The sequence below is a fragment of the Amycolatopsis sp. NPDC051371 genome, assembly GCF_040682155.1.
Taxonomy (GTDB): domain Bacteria; phylum Actinomycetota; class Actinomycetes; order Mycobacteriales; family Pseudonocardiaceae; genus Amycolatopsis.
Map to the genome: position 1 here is coordinate 58711 of NZ_JBFBAG010000041.1, position 16693 is coordinate 75403.

Annotated in this window: 15 protein-coding genes; 8 read left to right on the top strand and 7 right to left on the bottom strand. The window is 72.4% G+C overall.

What is annotated here, in order from left to right; translation table 11 throughout:
- The first annotated feature begins 234 nt into the window (after positions 1–234).
- Entirely contained in the window at positions 235–675 is a 441-nt protein-coding gene (locus tag AB0M59_RS38770) for a DoxX family protein (protein ID WP_364625508.1), read from the top strand.
- Here AB0M59_RS38770 and AB0M59_RS38775 read toward each other — a convergent pair.
- Positions 672–1382 (bottom strand): TIGR03089 family protein, encoded by a 711-nt coding sequence (locus AB0M59_RS38775; protein WP_364625511.1) that lies wholly within the window; start codon positions 1380–1382, stop codon positions 672–674. The genes AB0M59_RS38770 and AB0M59_RS38775 overlap by 4 nt on opposite strands.
- A 109-nt stretch (positions 1383–1491) precedes the next feature.
- Here AB0M59_RS38775 and AB0M59_RS38780 point away from each other — a divergent pair, with 109 nt between their 5' ends.
- On the top strand, positions 1492–2322 hold the full coding sequence (locus AB0M59_RS38780; protein WP_364625514.1) for an NAD(P)H-binding protein: 831 nt from the start codon (positions 1492–1494) through the stop codon (positions 2320–2322).
- A 24-nt stretch (positions 2323–2346) separates the two neighbouring features.
- Here AB0M59_RS38780 and AB0M59_RS38785 read toward each other — a convergent pair whose 3' ends face one another.
- Together AB0M59_RS38785 and AB0M59_RS38790 are read right to left on the bottom strand one after the other, a co-directional pair.
- Positions 2347–3648 carry an LCP family protein gene (locus tag AB0M59_RS38785; RefSeq protein WP_364625517.1) on the bottom strand — a complete coding sequence of 434 codons (1302 nt, stop codon included), beginning with the start codon at positions 3646–3648 and terminating at the stop codon, positions 2347–2349.
- 37 nt (positions 3649–3685) lie between these two features.
- Positions 3686–5209 carry an LCP family protein gene (locus AB0M59_RS38790; protein ID WP_364625520.1) on the bottom strand — a complete coding sequence of 508 codons (1524 nt, stop codon included), beginning with the start codon at positions 5207–5209 and terminating at the stop codon, positions 3686–3688.
- Positions 5210–5348: 139 nt separating this feature from the next.
- Between AB0M59_RS38790 and rfbB the strand changes: the two genes are divergently transcribed.
- A complete protein-coding gene (gene rfbB, locus AB0M59_RS38795) occupies positions 5349–6338 on the top strand; it encodes a dTDP-glucose 4,6-dehydratase (protein ID WP_364625523.1) in 990 nt (329 codons plus the stop codon).
- Positions 6339–6342: 4 nt separating this feature from the next.
- A complete protein-coding gene (rfbD, locus tag AB0M59_RS38800) occupies positions 6343–7248 on the top strand; it encodes a dTDP-4-dehydrorhamnose reductase (protein ID WP_364625526.1) in 906 nt (301 codons plus the stop codon).
- On the opposite strand, the gene AB0M59_RS38805 is transcribed toward rfbD, so the two are convergent.
- From AB0M59_RS38805 to AB0M59_RS38815, 3 genes are read right to left on the bottom strand one after another with little or no spacing between them, the layout of a single operon-like run.
- The gene (locus AB0M59_RS38805; RefSeq protein ID WP_364625528.1) at positions 7234–8319 is read right to left on the bottom strand and encodes a glycosyltransferase family 1 protein; all 1086 of its coding nucleotides are present in this window, start codon (positions 8317–8319) and stop codon (positions 7234–7236) included. The genes rfbD and AB0M59_RS38805 overlap by 15 nt on opposite strands.
- Positions 8312–10822: a glycosyltransferase gene (locus AB0M59_RS38810; RefSeq protein ID WP_364625531.1), complete on the bottom strand. Its 2511-nt coding sequence runs from the start codon at positions 10820–10822 to the stop codon at positions 8312–8314. Before AB0M59_RS38810 ends, AB0M59_RS38805 begins: the two co-directional genes overlap by 8 nt.
- A gap of 30 nt (positions 10823–10852) precedes the next feature.
- Positions 10853–11788 carry a glycosyltransferase family 2 protein gene (locus AB0M59_RS38815; protein WP_364625533.1) on the bottom strand — a complete coding sequence of 312 codons (936 nt, stop codon included), beginning with the start codon at positions 11786–11788 and terminating at the stop codon, positions 10853–10855.
- Between the two features lie 9 nt (positions 11789–11797).
- On the opposite strand from AB0M59_RS38815, the gene AB0M59_RS38820 reads away from it, so the two are divergent.
- The 3 genes from AB0M59_RS38820 (at position 11798) to AB0M59_RS38830 (ending at position 15001) form a co-directional block, all read left to right on the top strand.
- Positions 11798–12874 carry a glycosyltransferase family 1 protein gene (locus tag AB0M59_RS38820; protein ID WP_364625535.1) on the top strand — a complete coding sequence of 359 codons (1077 nt, stop codon included), beginning with the start codon at positions 11798–11800 and terminating at the stop codon, positions 12872–12874.
- Positions 12875–12927: 53 nt separating this feature from the next.
- Entirely contained in the window at positions 12928–14076 is a 1149-nt protein-coding gene (locus AB0M59_RS38825; protein ID WP_364625537.1) for a glycosyltransferase family 1 protein, read from the top strand.
- Between the two features lie 67 nt (positions 14077–14143).
- On the top strand, positions 14144–15001 hold the full coding sequence (locus tag AB0M59_RS38830) for a glycosyltransferase family 2 protein (protein ID WP_364625540.1): 858 nt from the start codon (positions 14144–14146) through the stop codon (positions 14999–15001).
- Here AB0M59_RS38830 and AB0M59_RS38835 read toward each other — a convergent pair.
- Entirely contained in the window at positions 14998–15471 is a 474-nt protein-coding gene (locus AB0M59_RS38835) for a hypothetical protein (RefSeq protein WP_364625543.1), read from the bottom strand. The genes AB0M59_RS38830 and AB0M59_RS38835 overlap by 4 nt on opposite strands.
- A 141-nt stretch (positions 15472–15612) precedes the next feature.
- On the opposite strand from AB0M59_RS38835, the gene AB0M59_RS38840 reads away from it, so the two are divergent.
- Positions 15613–16692 (top strand): NDP-sugar synthase, encoded by a 1080-nt coding sequence (locus tag AB0M59_RS38840; RefSeq protein ID WP_364625546.1) that lies wholly within the window; start codon positions 15613–15615, stop codon positions 16690–16692.
- Position 16693: the final 1 nt, after the last annotated feature.

A 16693-nucleotide genomic window follows, 5' to 3' on the forward strand; every position in this document is an offset into this window, starting at 1 on the left:
CCTTTGTGATGCGGGTGACAGGCCGGGCGGATCGGTCTGTCGGCGCATCGGGGTCTCCTCGCGGTCGTGGACGCAGGTCAGGGCGAAGATAGCCCCGCGGCGGGCCGCGCGAAACCGATTTTTCGTCCCTGTCGGTTCCCTGTCGATCACCCTCCGGAGCTTCGATCCGGGGTTCCGGCGCCCTAACTTGGGGCGGGTCAGTTGAAAATTCACCCACCGGGGAGCTGAAACCGGATGTTCGGACGATTCAAGGACGTGGCCCTGCTGCTGGGGAGGATCGGCGTCGCGGTCGTCTTCCTCGCGCACGGTCTCCAGAAGTGGAACAACGGCATCGACGGCACGGCGAAGTTCTTCTCGATGACGGGCATCCCGATGCCCACGGTCGCCGCGGTCTTCGCGATGACCGTCGAAATCCTCGGCTCGATCGCGTTCATCATCGGGTTCCTGATGCCGCTGGTCGGCGTCGGGTACGTCGTGATCTCGGTGGGCGCGCTGCTCTCGGTGCACATCGACAACGGCCTGACCGGCCAGGGCGGCTACGAGCTGGTCCTGGTGCTCGCGCTCGCCGGGCTGGCGCTGGGCTTCAACGGCGGGCGGCTTTCCCTGGACCACCTGCTGTGGGGGCGCAAGCGCGCCCGCCGCGAAGCCGAAGCCGGTGAACTGCAGAACGCCTAGGCCGGGAGGTCCGCCGTGGTGCGTTCGGCGTCGCGGCGGGCCGCCAGCTTGGCCTCGTCCGCGTTGCTCACGTGGACCAGGTGAGCGCCCGCGGCCAGCGGGACGAGCAGGCCGTCGAGGATGCCCTCCGGGCCGCTCCAGTCCCGGGTGGACAGGACGCGGTCGTCCGCGCTGAGGCCGAGTTTCGCCGCGCGGGCGCGGGCTTCGGCCAGTACCTCGTCCACAGTGGACTCGAACAGCGCGGCCGTGTCGCCGGGGATCGGGAAGAGCGGGCTGTACTGGTCGCCCGCCAGCCGGGACTCGCTGAGGTAGTCGAACGCGCCGCCGCCCGGCGGCTCGGACAGCCCGCGTCCCATCGGGTCCAGCGTGACGACGGCGGTCGCGGTCGCGCCGGTCGGCTCCGGGTCGTCCGGTCCGACGAACGCCACCCGCGCGCCGGCGCCTTCGGTCACGACGCGCGCCCCGCACCACCACGCCCCGAGCAGCACACCGACGGTCTGCCAGTGCGCCGGCAGCTGCACCGCCACCACGTCGCCCGGTTCGACGTCGAACTCCTCGGTCAGCCAGTTGGCCGTCTTCGCCGCCCAGTTGGCGGTCGTCGCCACGGACAGCTCGACGCGGCTGCCCAGCTGGTCGTCGTAGTGGGTGATCAACGGTTTGGCGGGCGAGGCCAGCAGCGGGCGCAGCAGCTCGTCGGTCAGGCTCATGCGGACAAGGCTAAAGCGCGGACCACGCCCTTCGCCGGTTGACACCGGCACTTCCGGCTCAGTACATTTGCTTTGCAAGCAAATATATCTTCGAAGCTGGGGGACAGTCATGTCCGTTCTCGTCACCGGGGCTCGCGGCCACGTCGGCCGTGCGGTGCTCGACGCGCTCGTCGCCGCAGGTCAGGACGTTCGCGCGGCCAGCCGCGACGCCACCACGCTCGACGTGCCCGTCGCCAAGGTGAGCGCCGACCTGGAGGATCCGTCCACACTGGACGCCGCACTCGACGGCGTCTCGTCGGTGTTCCTGTACACGCGGCCGCAGGGGATCGAGGGCTTCGTGAAGGCGGCGGAGGCGGCGGGCGTCCGGCACGTGGTGCTGCTGTCGTCGGGCGCGACGCTCGAACCCGAGTCGGCGCAGAGCCGCATCGCCGCGTTCCACCACGCCGTGGAGCAGGCACTGATCGCGGCGCCGTTCGGGGAGACGCGGCTCAACCCGGGTGCGTTCGCGACGAACGTCCTGGGCTGGCGCGCGGACATCGCCGAGGGCGTGGTCCGCACCGCCTACCCGGACTCGCGGATCGGCGCCATCCACGAGAAGGACATCGCCGACGTCGCGGCGAAGATCCTCGTCGACGGCTCGCACGTGGGGGAGGCGCTGCGGCTCAGCGGACCCGAGCCGATCAGCTTCCGGGAGCAGGCGGCGGTGCTCGCCGATGTCCTCGGCAAGCCGCTGCCGGTCGAGGAGCTGACGCCGGAGCAGGCGGCCGAGCGGATGGTCGCGCTGGGGTGGCCGCCCGAGGCGCCGCCGGAGGTCCTGCGGGCCTGGGCGCGAACGTCGCGGGAGCCGTCGGTGGTGACGGACGTGGTGCGCGAGGTGACCGGGAACGCGCCGCGGACCTTCCGCCAGTGGGCGAAGGAGCACCGCGCCGACTTCACCTGACCGGGACTTTCACGTGAAGCTCCGTCAGTTGACGCAGGGGACTCCGTCGGAGGCTCGGAGCAGCGGCGCCGCGACGGGGGCGGCGCCGCTGCCCGACCCGCCGCCCGCGGGGGCCCCTCCCGGGGCCTTCGCCGCCGCCGGCGCCGGCCGGCCTGCCAAGGCCGCCACGAACTCGCGGACCGTCTTCGGGTCGATCTCCACGATGCTCTGGCCGTCCTCACTGCGCCCGTTGGCCGTGATCACCGGGATCGTCGCGAACGTCAGGTCGCCCGACGCGATGCCCTTCGCCTGCTGCGCGAACTGCAGCAGGTCGAGCCCCGGGTCCAGGGTCAGCGACCGGTGCACCGCGTCCATCAGGTCGCTCAGCGTGCCCGGGCTGGTCAGCGTGCCCGCCGAAAGCACCTGGTGCAGCGCCGACGACAGGAATGCCTGCTGCCGCACGATCCGGTCGAGGTCGCCGCGCGGGAGGTTCTTGCGCTGGCGGACGAACGACAGCGCCTTGCCCCCCGACACCGTCTGCTCGCCGCGGCGGAAGTCCGCGCCCGAGTCCTTGTCCTCGGTCGAGTGGTTGAGGCACACCTTCACGCCGCCGAGCGCCTCGGTGAGCAGGTAGAAGCCCAGCAGGTTGATCTCGGCGAAGTGGTCGATGCGCACCTGCGTGAGGTCCTGCACCGCCTGCACCAGCACCCGGCGGCCCTCGGTGTCGGAGTCGCGCTCGATCTTCGCCTGGTCGCGCTCGCCCTGCCCGCGCAGCTGCTGCGCGAAGTGCGCCTTCGCGATGCCGTACGCCGAGTTGATCTTCGCCTTGCCGCGGCCCGGGACCTCGGTCCAGGTGTCCCGCGGCACCGACACCGCCGACGGCTTCGAGCCGTTCTTCGGCACCCGCAGCAGGATCACGGTGTCGGTGTTCACCGCGCCGCTGTTGGCCTCGGTCCGCAGCTCCTTCAGCACGCGCAGCGGGAGCTGGTTGCCTTGGGCGTCCGTCCGCGCGTCGCTGCCGACGAGCAGGATGTCGTCCGCGCCGTCGTCCGCGGGCGGCGGCGCGGGCTCGCCGGCGCGTGGGGTGAGCGCGTCGGTCGTCGGGACGTTGCTCTGCAGCTGGTCCTTGGTGACGTAGGCGTAGCCGCTGGCGCCGAGCGCGAGCACCGAGACGAGCCCGAGCGCGACCCGGCGGGTGACCCGCCCGGCCCGCCGCACCCGCGACGGCCGCCCGGCCACCGCAGCCGGGGTCGACTCACGCGGGAACGGCGACGGCTTCCACTCGGGATCGTCGCGCTCCGTCACCGGCTCGGCGGCCGCTTCCGGCTGTTCCTGCTCGTCTTCCATCCTGGCTTACCTCCCCCGACCACCCTGCGTACTCAGTCTAGTTGACGCAGGGAACGCCGCCCGCGGTGATCGGCGGCGCGGCGGGGGTGGAAGACACCGGGGTCGACGGCGCCTTCGGCGTGGAGGTCGGGGGCGCGCCGCCGGAGCCGGCGGCCGAGCTGCGGAAGTCCTTGCCCAGCAGCACGCGCACGTGCCCGGCGGTGACGTCCCGGTCCGGCTCGGCCTGGACGCTGGTGCCCAGTGCCTGCTTGACCAGCTCCAGTGCGGCGCTGTCGGCCGGGTTGTACCGGACGACGGTGGTGTTGCGGGTGCTCAGCTTCTGGTCGGCGGCGAGGGTGAAGCCCTTGCCTTGGAGCGTCGTGTGCGTCTGGGTGGCCAGCGACGGCGAGCCCGAGCCGTCGAACAGCTCGACCGTGACAGCCTTCGCGCCCGGCACCTGGGCCGGCGTCGGGACGGCCGGGGTGTCGCCGTCCGAAGTCAGCCGCGTCACCTCGGCCTGGACGGCGGCCTGGTCGACGCGCAGCACGTCGGCGCCGCCGATCACCGCGTTGCCCAGCGTGGGGATGGTGTGGAACTCGATGTTGCCGCCGGTCAGGCCGCGCATCTGCTCGGCGAACTCGGTCAGGTCCCAGCCCTGCGACAGCACCACGGACTTCTTCACCGCGGCCACCAGGTCGGCGATCTTCCCGGGGCTGGTCAGCACGTCGGACGAGATCACCTTGCGGGCCAGCCCGGAGAGGAACGCCTGCTGGCGCGCGATCCGGTCGAGGTCGTAGTTGGGCAGGCCGTAGCGCTGGCGGACGAACGCCAGCGCCTGCACGCCCTCGATCGTCTGGCGGCCGCCCGGCAGGTCCACGCCGGACTTCACTTCCTTGACCGGCCCGTTGAGACAGACCTCGACGCCGCCGATCGACTTGGTGATCTCGTAGAAGCTCGCCAGGTTGACCTCGGCGTAGCGGTCGATCATGCCCGGCTTGCCGATGAACTTCTCGATCGTGGCGATCAGGTTCTTCCGCCCGGCGACCTTCGCTTCCGCGTCGGCCTGCTTCAGGTCGGTCATGCCCTGGCGCTGCAACGTTTTGTAAGTGTCCGTGTACGCGTAGACGAACGCGCTGTTGAGTTTGTGCTTGCCGTAGCCGCCGGCCAGCTCCACCCAGGAGTCGCGGGGGAACGAGATCGCGATCGCGTGCTTCCCGTTCTGGGGGATGTGCACGAGGATCATCGTGTCGGTGTTCAGCTCGCCGTCGGAGACGCCGGCGTGCAGCATGTCCAGCACCTCGCGGGGCAGCGGGTTGCCCTGCGCGTCGGTGCGGCTGTCCTGGCCGACCAGGAGGATGTCGATCGCGCCGTCGAGCGGCTTGGCGTGCGCCTCGGTGTCGGCGAAGACGTTCGTGGTGGTCAGGCCGGTGTTCGGGTCGCCGATGAAGTGCCAGCCGTACCAGGTCAGGGCCAGGATCGCGACGGACAGCAGCGACACCACGACCTTGCCGCCACGGCGTGCGAAGACAGCGACGCCGTGGTCACGACGTGCCGGGATGGGCGGCGCAGGCCATTCGGTCACGCGCTTCCTCCCCTGTGAAACCCCGTGCTTCCCCCAGGGCACCCCTGTGCCTCCACCATGACTCTACTGAGGGTGTTGTCTGACCTCCGTAGGCTGGGGGCCGATTGCCCCGGTCGGGGGCCGAGGGAAAGGCGGGAAGATGCGGGTCCTGGTCACCGGTGGTGCCGGCTTCATCGGGTCGCACTACGTCCGGCAGGTGCTGAGCGGCGCTTACCCGGCGCTGCGTGACGCCGAGGTGGTGGTGCTGGACAAACTCACCTACGCCGGCAACGAGGCCAACCTGGCCCCGGTCGCCGCCGACCCGCGGCTCGAGTTCGTCCGCGGCGACATCTGCGACGTCACGCGGGTCACCGAGGTCATGCGCGGCGTGGACCTGGTCGTGCACTTCGCCGCGGAGTCGCATGTGGACCGTTCGATCCTCGGTGCCGCCGACTTCGTCCTGACGAACGTGCTCGGCACGCAGAACCTTCTGCAGGCGGCCCTGGAGGCGGGGGTCGGCAAGTTCGTCCACGTGTCCACGGACGAGGTGTACGGCTCGATCGAGACCGGCTCCTGGACCGAAGACCAGGTGCTGGAGCCGAACTCGCCCTATTCGGCGTCGAAGGCGTCCTCCGACCTGGTGGCGCGGTCGTTCTTCCGCACCCACGGGCTGCCGGTGTGCGTCACGCGGTGTTCCAACAACTACGGTCCGTACCAGTTCCCCGAGAAGGTCATCCCGCTGTTCGTCACGAACCTCCTCGACGGCCGGAAGGTGCCGCTCTACGGCGACGGCCTCAACGTCCGTGACTGGCTGCACGTGGACGACCACTGCCACGGCATCCAGCTGGTCGCCGACGGCGGCCGCCCCGGCGAGATCTACAACATCGGCGGCGGCACCGAGCTGACGAACCGCTCGCTCACGGAGAAGCTCCTGGCCGCGGTCGGCGCGGGCTGGGACAGCGTCGAACCGGTCGAGGACCGCAAGGGTCACGACCGCCGGTACTCGGTGGACATCACCAAGATCGGTTCGGAGCTGGGGTACGCTCCGCGCGTGTCCTTCGAGGACGGTCTGGCCGCGACAGTGGCCTGGTACACGGACAATCGCGCGTGGTGGGAGCCCCTGGCGGAGCGGGCCGCGCTCAAGAAATGAGGATGTGCCTGTGCGGCTGACGGTGCTCGTGCCCGGCGGTTCCGGACAGCTCGGCCGCGACCTGGCCGCGCTGGCTTCTCCCGACGTCGACGTCGTCGCCCCGGGGTCGGCCGAGCTGGACGTGACGGCGACCGGTCAGGTGCTGGCGGCGGTCGGCGCGCTGGCCGACCGGGCGCGCGAAACGGGCTCGGCACCGGTCGTGATCAACGCGGCGGCGTACACGGCGGTCGACGCGGCGGAGAAGGACGAGGACCGCGCGTTCGCGGTCAACGCCGACGGGCCCCGGGTCCTGGCGGCGGCTTGCGCATCCCGGCGGGTACCGCTGATCCACGTGTCGACGGACTACGTCTTTTCGGGCGATGCCTCCGCGCCGTACGAGCCTTCGGACGAGCTGGGGCCGCGTTCGGCGTACGGCCGCACCAAGGCGGCCGGCGAGGACGCGGTGCTCGGGTCGGGGGCGTCGTCCTGGGTGGTGCGGACCGGGTGGCTGTACGGGCTCACCGGGTCGAACTTCGTGAAGACCATGGCGCGCTTGGAGTCTTCGCGGCCTGAACTGTCCGTTGTAGACGACCAGGTGGGTGGTCCTACTTGGACGTCCGACCTGGCTTCGGGGCTTCTCGAGCTGGCGTCGCGGGTCGCGGCCGGTGACGGGCCGGAGCGGCGGATCCTGCACTGCACGAACGCGGGTTCGGTGAGCTGGTGCGGGTTCGCCCAAGCGATCTTCGCGCGCTTGGGCGCGGACCCGGCGCGAGTCCGTCCGTGCACGACGGCGGAGTACCCGCAGGCGGCGACGCGGCCGGCGTACTCGGTGCTGTCGCCGGCCTCGTGGAAGGAAGCGTGGCTGACGCCGATGCGGCCGTGGGAAGAGGCGCTGGACGCCTACTTCGCGGCCAGGTCAGTGCCGGCCTGAGGCCAGCCGGTACGCGCCGACCGTCAGCTCGGCGCACGTCCGCCACGTGAAGTTCGCCGCGTGGGCTCGCCGGGAGGCCGACGTCGCCACCGCGTGCGGGTCGGTCACCGCCGTCCGCAGCGCCTCCGCCAAGCCGTCCACGTCGCCGAACGGGACCAGGCTCGCGCAGTCGCCCGCCACCTCGCGCAGGGCCGGGATGTCCGTGCACACCACCGGGACGTCCGACGCCATCGCCTCCAGCACCGGCAGGCCGAAACCCTCGTCCCGCGACGGCAGCACCAGCGCCGACGCCCCGGCCACCACCGTGCGCAGGTCCACATCGGACAGATAGCCGGTCTGCGAGGTCCGGGGACCGCGGGGGAACGGGCCCGGGCCGGCGAACACCAGGTCCGGCAGGTCCGGCGCCGCGTCGTGGGCCCGGGTCAGCCAGTCCAGGCCCTTGCGCGGGCCCGCGGCTCCGGCGAACAGTAGGTACCGCGCGGGCAATCCGAGCCGCGCGCGCCGCTCGTCGTCGGGCGGCCGCGCGGTGAACCACGCCGGGTTGACGCCCAGCGGCGTCACCACGATCTTGTCGCGGGAGACGTCCAGGCGCTCCGCCACCGCGTCGGCCACCGCCGCCGTCGGCGTGCAGATCACGTTCGCCCGGCGGGCGCCGCGGCGGACCAGCTCCGGCAGGCCGCGGTCGCTGGGGGCCAGCTCCGCGGGGTTGTCGAAGAAGGCCAGGTCGTGGATCGTCACCACGCCCGCCGCGCGCAACCGGCCCGGCAGCACGAAGTTCGTGCCGTGCACGACGTCCGTCGGTCCGGCGAACGCCTCCACCGGCGGGAAGTCCGACCGCGTCCACGCCGCTCGCAGCAGCCGCGCCGCCACCGGTATCCCGCGGGCCCGCGCGCCGTACGGGAGCACGTGCCGCAGCCGCCGCCAGCCGCGCAGCGTGAACGCCACCGCGCGCGTGTCCACTTCGGGGATCGACACCAGCTCTTCGATCAGCGCGGAGGTGTACCGGCCGATCCCGGTGCGCTTGCCGAGCAGCGGGGTGCCGTCGAGGAGGACGCTGAGGGACCTAGCCACGACGGAGCCGTTGCTTCGCGACCTTCAGCGCCCGGCCGCCGACGCGCCGCGCCAGCTCGGCCGCGCCCCCGGCGGCGAGGTACTCCCGGACCAGGTCGACGTCGCGGCGCACCATCGCCCGGCCGCGCACCGCCGGCGTCGTCACCAGGTCCGCGGACCCGGGCAGCCGGTCGGCCGCCGGGCGCGGGTCGCGGCAGAACTCCACCAGCGGCTTCAGCGCCTCCGGCCAGGTGTAGCGCTGCGCGACGACGGCGATCCGCTCGACGCAGCCCGCGGCGAACTCCTCGTCGTACAAACACTTTTCGAGCGCCGCGGCCAGCGCGTCGGCGTCCTCGGCCGGGACGACGACGCCCAGCCGTTCCGCCCGCACCAGGTCGGCGAACGAGTCGCCGTCGGTGGTGACGATCGGCAGGCCGGCCCACAGGTAGTCGAGCACCCGGGTGCGGAATGCGAACGTCGTCTCGACGTGCTCATAGTGGGTCGTGACGCCGCAGTTCGCGTCGAGCAGCCAGTTCTGGCGCTCGTGGTAGGGCACCCACTGCTCGTTGAAGTAGACGTGCTTGTCCGTCAGCCCGAGCGAGTCGGCCAGCCGGATCGTCCGCGTGCCGATGTCCATCTCGGCGACCTCGGGGTTCGGGTGCTTCATGCCGAGGAACACCAGCCGGACATCGCCGCGGCGACGCCGGAGCGTGTCGATCGCGCGGACCAGCGTCAGCGGGTCGAACCAGCTGTAGACCCCACCAGCCCAGAGCACGACGTGGTCGGTGCCGCCGAGGCCGAGCGTCGAGCGCAGTCCCGGCCCGGTGCGGACCGGCGCCTGCGGCGACAGTCCGAAGGGGACGACCGCGAGCAGCGACTGCGTCGTCGGGTCGGCGTCGTAGAGCCGCGGCGAAAGCCGGCCCAGCGCGGCCAGGTGGCCGAGCCACAGGTGCCGCTGGCGCTCGGACGCGCAGAGGAAGAAGTCGCCGCGTTCGATCTGGGCGTCCAGGACCCGGGTGACGCCGGCGAGGTCGGCCGCGCGCTGGTCGTCGGCGATGCCCTTGCCCTGCTCCAGCAGTTCGAGGTGCATCGGGTCGTAGAGGTCGGCGACGACGATCTTGCCGCTGTGCTCCTTCTTCAGCGACGGCGCGAGTTCGAGCACGTGCCCCTGCAGGACGACGACGTCGGCCCAGGCGATCGGCGCCTCGAGCTCGCGGTGCTTGCCGGCGCTGACGCGGAACGGCGCGGGCGGCGGCGTGGCGAGCGGGTTGGTGGTGATCAGGTGGACGTCGTGCTCGGCCGCGAGGGCCAGCGCGATGTTCCAGGCGCGGATCGCCGGGCCGGCCATCCGCTCGGTGAGGGCGTCACCGGTGAGCACGAGGATCTTGCGGCGCTGCCCGAAGGCCTTCTCGATGCCGAACGCCTCGACGAGGATGTCGTGCGCGGCGAGGTAGCGCGGCAGCGGGTACGCGGGCTCCAACGCCTTGCGCAGCAACGGAAGCAGGTCGGTGTCGGTGCGGACGCGGGCGGCCTGCTCGACCGCGCGGGACTCCGCCAGCGACGGCAGCTGCTCGACGAACTGGTCGATCGCCAGGATCCCGGCGAGCGTGGTGCGGGGGATCGCGACGTCGCCGGACTCGATCGGGCCGACACCCCGCTCGAGGTCGAGCTGGGTCGCGTCCAGCGCGCCGCGGGCGGTGGCCCGGCGCACGGCGAGCGCGAGTGCCGCGGGCAGCGCCTTGACCAGGGTCTCGTCGGAGAGGTTCTTGTAGAGCGCGGCGAGGGCGTTGCGCTCCAGGAGGAAGGTCTCGCGGCCGGTCTCCGGCGCGTCGACCGCCGACATGGTGCCGTGGTGGCGGTGGAAGGTCAGCGACTCCGGGACGTACCGGACGCGCCAGCCGCGCAGGTTGAGCCGCCAGCCGAGGTCGACGTCCTCGTAGAACATGAAGAACCGCTCGTCGAAGCCGCCGAGCTCGGCGAACACGCCGGCCCGGACGAACATCGCGGAGCCGGTGCCGAACAGGACGTCCTTCGCGACCTCGTGCTCGGCGGCCGGGACGTCGGCCAGCGGCGAGCCGGCGTGACGCTTGTAGCCCATGCCGAACCAGGTCAGGCCGCCGTCGACGAAGTCGGTGCCGGTGCCGTCCCAGTCGAGGACCTTGCTGGCGACGGCGGCGACGCGGGGTTGCGCGCGCAGCTCGGCGACCGCGGCGGAGACCCAGCCGGGCGCCGGGCGGGCGTCGTTGTTGAGGAAACCGAGGACAGTGCCCTTCGCGTGCTTCGCGCCGAGGTTGCAGCCGCCCGCGAACCCGGTGTTGCGGCCGGCTTCGACGACGTGGGCTCGAGGGACGGCCTCGCGGATGCGCGCGGCTTCGTCACCGCCGGCGGAGTTGTCGACGCAGATCAGCTCGAGCTCGGGGTAGTCGTGCTCGGCGAGCGCGCGCAGGCAGGTGATCGTGTCGTCGGCGCCGTGGTAGTTGACCACGATCACCGAGACGAGCGGTTGCGGTTCCCCCTGCGCCAAAGCCTGCTCCTTCGTCGATTGAGCGCCAGCTTAAAGGCCTGCCCAAGCCTCCCAGACCGCGCCTCGGCCGAGCGCCGCGCGACGGCCGATCCCGCGGCGGGCCGCCAGCGTCGCGGGCAGCCTGGCCGCGACCTCGGCCAAGACCCGGCAGCGCAGGCCGAACCGGAAGTTCGGGGCGGCCGGACGGCCCGGCCGCAGCGGCAGCACCGCTGTCAACACGGCGAACCTGGCCAGCTGGTTCACCGCGACCCCGCGGGGGGCGCAGCGCAGCAGCATGAGCAGCCGGTTGCGCTCGTTCCAGCGGTGGAACAGCGCCGAACCCAGCTCGGTGCTGACGCCGTGGGCGTGCCGCACGCGGGCGTCCGGCGCCGCGACGACGTCCCACCCGGCCAGCCGCAGCCGCCACGCCGTGTCGGTGTCTTCGTAGTAGCAGAAGAACCCGGCCGGGACGCCGTGCACGCTCGTCAGCGCCTCGGTGCGCAGCAGCGCCGCGCCGCCGCAGAAGGCGAACACCTCGCCGGTGGGCTCGGTGAGGTCGGCGCCGTGGCCGTCGGCGGTCAGCCGGACCCCGGCGGACTGCGTGGTGCCGTCGGGCCGCACGAGCCGCGACGTCGCCGCGCCGGCCAGCGGCGCTTTTTCGAGCGTGTCCTCCAGCGTCGCCAGCCAGTCCGGCTCGGGTTCGGCGTCGTCGTTCAGCCAGGCCATCAGCGGGGTGTCGATGCGCTTCGCGGCGACGTCGAGCGCGCCCGCGTAGCCCGCGTTGCGGGGAAGGCGAACTACTTGCGGACGCGAAGGATGGGCCGCGAGCAGGGCGGCGGTGCCGTCGTCGGAGGCGTTGTCCACCACGAGCGTCCGATGTGGACGCGTCTGCGCGGCGAGCGCGTCGAGGCACGCGGTCACGTGCCCGGCACCCCGCCAGGTCACGACGACCACCGTGGTGGCGGGATTCGCGGTCACGTCCCGCACAATAGCCGCGTGCCCGAACTGGTCGTGCTCGCCGAGCAGCTCCTCGCGCCCGTGCCTGGTGGCACCGGGCGCTACACGGCCGAGCTGTTGCCCGCGCTCGCGAAGACCGCGCCGGCGGGGTGGACGGTGTCCAGCGTGGTCGCGCGGCACGCCGATGTCGGCGCGGCCCGGCTGGACGGCGTCGACGGCCCGCGGGTGCTGCGGATCCCGCCGCGGGCGCTGGTGGGCGCCTGGCAGCTGGGGATTCCCTGGTGGCCGGGCGGGAACGCGGTGCACGCGCCGACGCCGTTCGCGCCGCCGCGCGCGCCGGCCGGGCGGACGTTGAGCGTGACCGTGCACGACACCGTGCCGTGGACCCACCCCGAGACGCTCACCGCGCGCGGGGTCAGCTGGCACCGGTCGATGATCGCGCGGGCCGCGCGGCGGGCGTCCGGGCTGGTCGTGCCGACGCGGGCGGTCGCCGACGAGCTCGCGGTGCTGATCGACGTCGACGTCCCGGTGCGCGTGGTCCCGCATGGCGTGCGGGTCCCTACCGGGGACGCGCCGCTCGACCTGCCGCCGGAGTACGTGCTGGCCGTCGGCACGATCGAGCCGCGCAAGGGCATCGACGTGCTGGTCGACGCGGTCGCGGCCCTGGACGGCACGGTGCTGGTGCTCGCCGGGCAGACGGGCTGGGGCGGCATCGACCCGGTCGCGCTGGCCCGGGACCGGGGCCTCCCCGCGGACCGGTTGCGGGTGCTGGGGAAGGTGTCGGACGCCGAGCTGGCGACGGCGTTGCGGCGGGCGAGCGTGCTGGCCGTGCCGAGCCTCGCCGAGGGGTTCGGGCTGGGCCTCCTGGAGGCGATGGCGGCCGGGATCCCGGTGGTCCACACGGACGCTCCGGCGTTGGCCGAGGTGGCGGGCGGCGCGGGGATCATGGTGCCGCGCGGCGACTCGGCGGCGTTGGCGTCCGCGTTGCGGGAAGTGCTGAGGTCACCCTCCGTGGCGGCTGAGCTCACTCGATCGGGGAGGGAGCGGGCTCGCGGGTTCACCTGGCGTCGCGCGGCGGAAGCCGTCTGGGCTCTTCATCTGCGCGCGCACGGCTGACCGGTTTGCCAGTTCCCCACCATGACGCAGGGTTGCCGCCGTACCCTGCAGGGGTGAGCGATGATCCCCGGGTCCTGATCGACGCGACCGCGGTTCCCGCGGACCGCGGCGGGGTCGGCCGGTACGTGGATTCCCTCGTCGCCGCCCTCGACGCGGACGGTGCGCGGATCACCGTCGTCTGCCAGCCCCGGGACCTGCAGCTTTACGATCGGCTGGCGCCGCGCTCGCGGATCGTGCCCGCTTCACCGTCGACGACCACCCGCACCGCGCGGCTGACCTGGGAACAAGCGACCTTGCCCCGGTTGGTGCGCCGCCTCGGCGCGGACGTCGTCCACTCGCCGCACTACACGATGCCGCTGGCCACGTCGGCGGCATCGGTCGTCACGCTCCACGACGCGACGTTCTTCACCGACGCCGTGCTGCACTCGTCGGTGAAGGCCCGTTTCTTCCGCGCGTGGACGGCGACGGCGCTCCGGCGCGCGACGCTGTGCGTGGTCCCCTCGGCGGCGACGGCCGCGGAGCTGGCCCGCGTCGGCCCCGTGCGGCACGCTTCGTTGGAAGTCATTCACCACGGCGTCGACACCGAACGCTTTCACCCGCCGTCACCGTCGGAGGTCGCGGCCGCCCGTTCGGCGGTAGGGCTCGGGCGAACGCCGTATGTCGCTTTTCTGGGGGCGTTGGAGCCGCGCAAGAACGTGCCGGCGCTGATCCGCGGGTTCGCCCGCGCGGTGGCCGGGCAGCGTGACGCGCCGGCGTTGGTGCTGGCGGGCCAGCCCGGGTGGGACACCCAGGTGGAGCGGGCGTTGGACGCCGTCCCCCATCGGCTTCGGGTGATCCGGGCAGGATATCTGCCCTTCGGCACCCTGGCCGGCTTCCTCGGCGGGGCTTCGCTGGTGGCGTATCCGTCGCTGGGCGAGGGTTTCGGGCTCCCGGTGCTGGAGGCGATGGCGTGCGGAGCCTGCGTCTTGACGACCCGGCGGCTGTCGCTGCCCGAGGTGGGTGGCGACGCGGTGGCGTACTGCGGCGTCGGCGCGGGCGACGTGGCCGCGGCGATCACGGAGCTGCTCGCGGACCCGGGACGTCGCGCGGAGCTGGCGACGGCGGCTCAGCAGCGCGCGAAGGAGTTCTCGTGGGCTACGACGGCTGAGCGGCATCGCGAGGCGTACGCGCGGGCCTGGTCCCGCCACCTCCGCACCCGCTGACTTCTTCGAGTGTGCTCCTGAGCCGGGGCGCCGGGAGAGCGCTGCGTGACGAAGGGACAATGAGCCGATGACTGAGCACTCCCGCTACGGCGACGAACTCGGCGTCGTGACCGTCACCTACTTCTCCGGCGACACCCTCGAGCGGTTCCTCGACACCCTCGAGAAGGCCACCGACCGCACCGTGCAGGTCGTCGTCGCCGACACCGTCTCCACCGACGGTGCTCCCGAGAAGGCCGCGAAGCGCGAGAACGTGCACCTGCTCAGCATCGGCGAGAACGTCGGGTACGGGACCGGTTGCAACCGCGGGGTCGCCGAGCTCGACGATCGGTACGGGTGGATCGTCATCGCCAACCCGGACCTCGAATGGGAGCCCGGGTCCATCGACACGCTGCTCGAAGCCGCGAAGCGGTGGCCGCGTGGCGGGGCGTTCGGGCCGCTGATCCACGAACTCGACGGCACCGTCTACCCCTCGGCGAGGCTGCTGCCGTCGTTCGGTCGCGGGATCGGGCACGCCGCGTTCGGCAAGGTCTGGCCCGGCAACCCGTGGACCAGGCAGTACCGGCAGGAGACCGGGACGCCGGTCGAGCGCGGGGCGGAGTGGCTGTCCGGCTCTTGCCTGCTGCTGCGCCGCGAAGCCTTCGAGTCGGTCGGAGGGTTCGATTCGCGGTACTTCATGTACTTCGAAGACGTCGACCTCGGGGACCGGCTCGGCACGGCCGGCTGGCTCAACGTCTACGTGCCGTCCGCCGGGGTCATGCACCTCGGAGGGCACTCGACGTCGCAGGCGTCGAAGAAGATGCTCAAGGCTCACCACGACAGCGCCTACCGGTACCTCGCCGACCGCCACCCCGGCCTCGTCTGGAAGCCCGTGCTGGCCGCGACCAAGCTCGGCCTGGCGCTCCGGCTGAAGCTCGAGACCCGCTAGATCCCGTCGAGCCGGCGCGAAAGGTCGGACCTGCCGTTGTTCTGCGTCACCGTCGGCACCAGGCCGGTGTCCTCCGGGTCGGGCTCCTTCAGCGGGCTCGTGATCGGCTCGGCCTGGGGCCGGCGGGCCAGCGGCGTCGTCACCGGGGTCTTCATCGGTGTCGTCGGCGACGGCGTGCTCAGCGGCGTGGTCGCCTGCGGACGACGCGCACTCGAGCCACCGGAAGCCTCCAGCCGCCGCGTGGGCGACGCACCCGCGAGCGGGTGGTCGTTCTCCTCGATCAACGACGCCGGCAGCTGCGTCGTCGTGTCCGGGTCCTGGCTCCGGTCGAGGCCGTCGATGGCGGCACGCGGTATCTGCTGCGTGTTCGAGGCGTCCATCGGCGAAATGGCACTGTCCGGCGTCACCACGAACACACCGCGCGCCTGGGCTCGTGCGAGCAGGGCGTCCGCCCGATCGCGGGGGTCCATCCCCTCGGCCTCCCGACTGACCCGGGGCCCTCTGGGGAAAGGCCCGCCTGTTTCGTGTCTAGGGTAGGCCCTCGGGGCGACCTCCGTCAGGGTTTCCCGCGGCTTGTCGCTCAGCGGTGCGTGATACAAGAGGAGATTTCCGTGACGTCCGAGGTCGAGATCGACGCCGTCGTGCTGGTCGGGGGCAAGGGCACGCGGCTGCGGCCACTGACCCTTTCGGCGCCGAAGCCGATGCTCCCGACAGCCGGGACGCCGTACCTGAGCCACCTGTTCTCGCGCATCCGCGAAGCCGGGATCCGGCACGTCGTGCTGGGCACGAGCTACCGGGCGGAGGTGTTCGAGGAGTACTTCGGCGACGGCAAGTCGATCGGTCTGGACCTCGAGTACGTCGTCGAGGAGGAGCCGCTCGACACCGCGGGCGCCATCCGGAACGTCTACGACAAGCTGCGCGCCGACCACGTGATCGTCTTCAACGGCGACATCATCTCCGGCTCGGACCTCGGCGAGCAGCTGCGCGTGCACCGCGAGTCCGAGGCCGACGTCACGCTGCACCTGCAGCGCGTGCCCGACCCGAGCCGGTTCGGCTCGGTGCCGACCGACGAGACCGGCCGCGTCCAGGCCTTCCTCGAGAAGACGCCGAACCCGCCGACCGACCAGATCAACGCCGGCTGCTACGTCTTCCGCCGCCCGGTGATCGAGTCGATCCCGACCGGGCGCCGGGTCTCGGTCGAGCGCGAGACGTTCCCGCAGCTGCTGGAGCAGGGCGCGCACATCCAGGGCTTCGTCGACGCGTCCTACTGGCTGGACGTCGGCACGCCGGAGGCGTTCGTGCGCGGGTCGGCCGACCTGGTGCGGGGCGTGGCGCCGACGTCGGCGCTGCCCGGCCGGCCCGGCGACTTCCTGGTGCTCGACGGCGCTTCCGTCGCCGAAGACGCCCAGCTGTCCGGTGGTTCGACGATCGGCGTCGCCGCCGTGGTCGGCTCGGGCGCGAAGATCGACGGCTCGGTGCTCTTCGACGGTGCCGCGGTGTCCGAAGGCGCGATCGTCGAGCGCTCGGTGCTCGGACACGGCGCGCGTGTCGGCGCCGGCGCGGTGCTGCGCGGAGTCGTGCTGGGCGACGGCGTGTCCGTCGGCGCCGGGTGTGAGCTGCTCGACGGCGCCCGGATCTGGCCGGACGTCGTGCTGCCCGACGGTTCCGTCCGTTTCTCGAGCGACGCGTAGC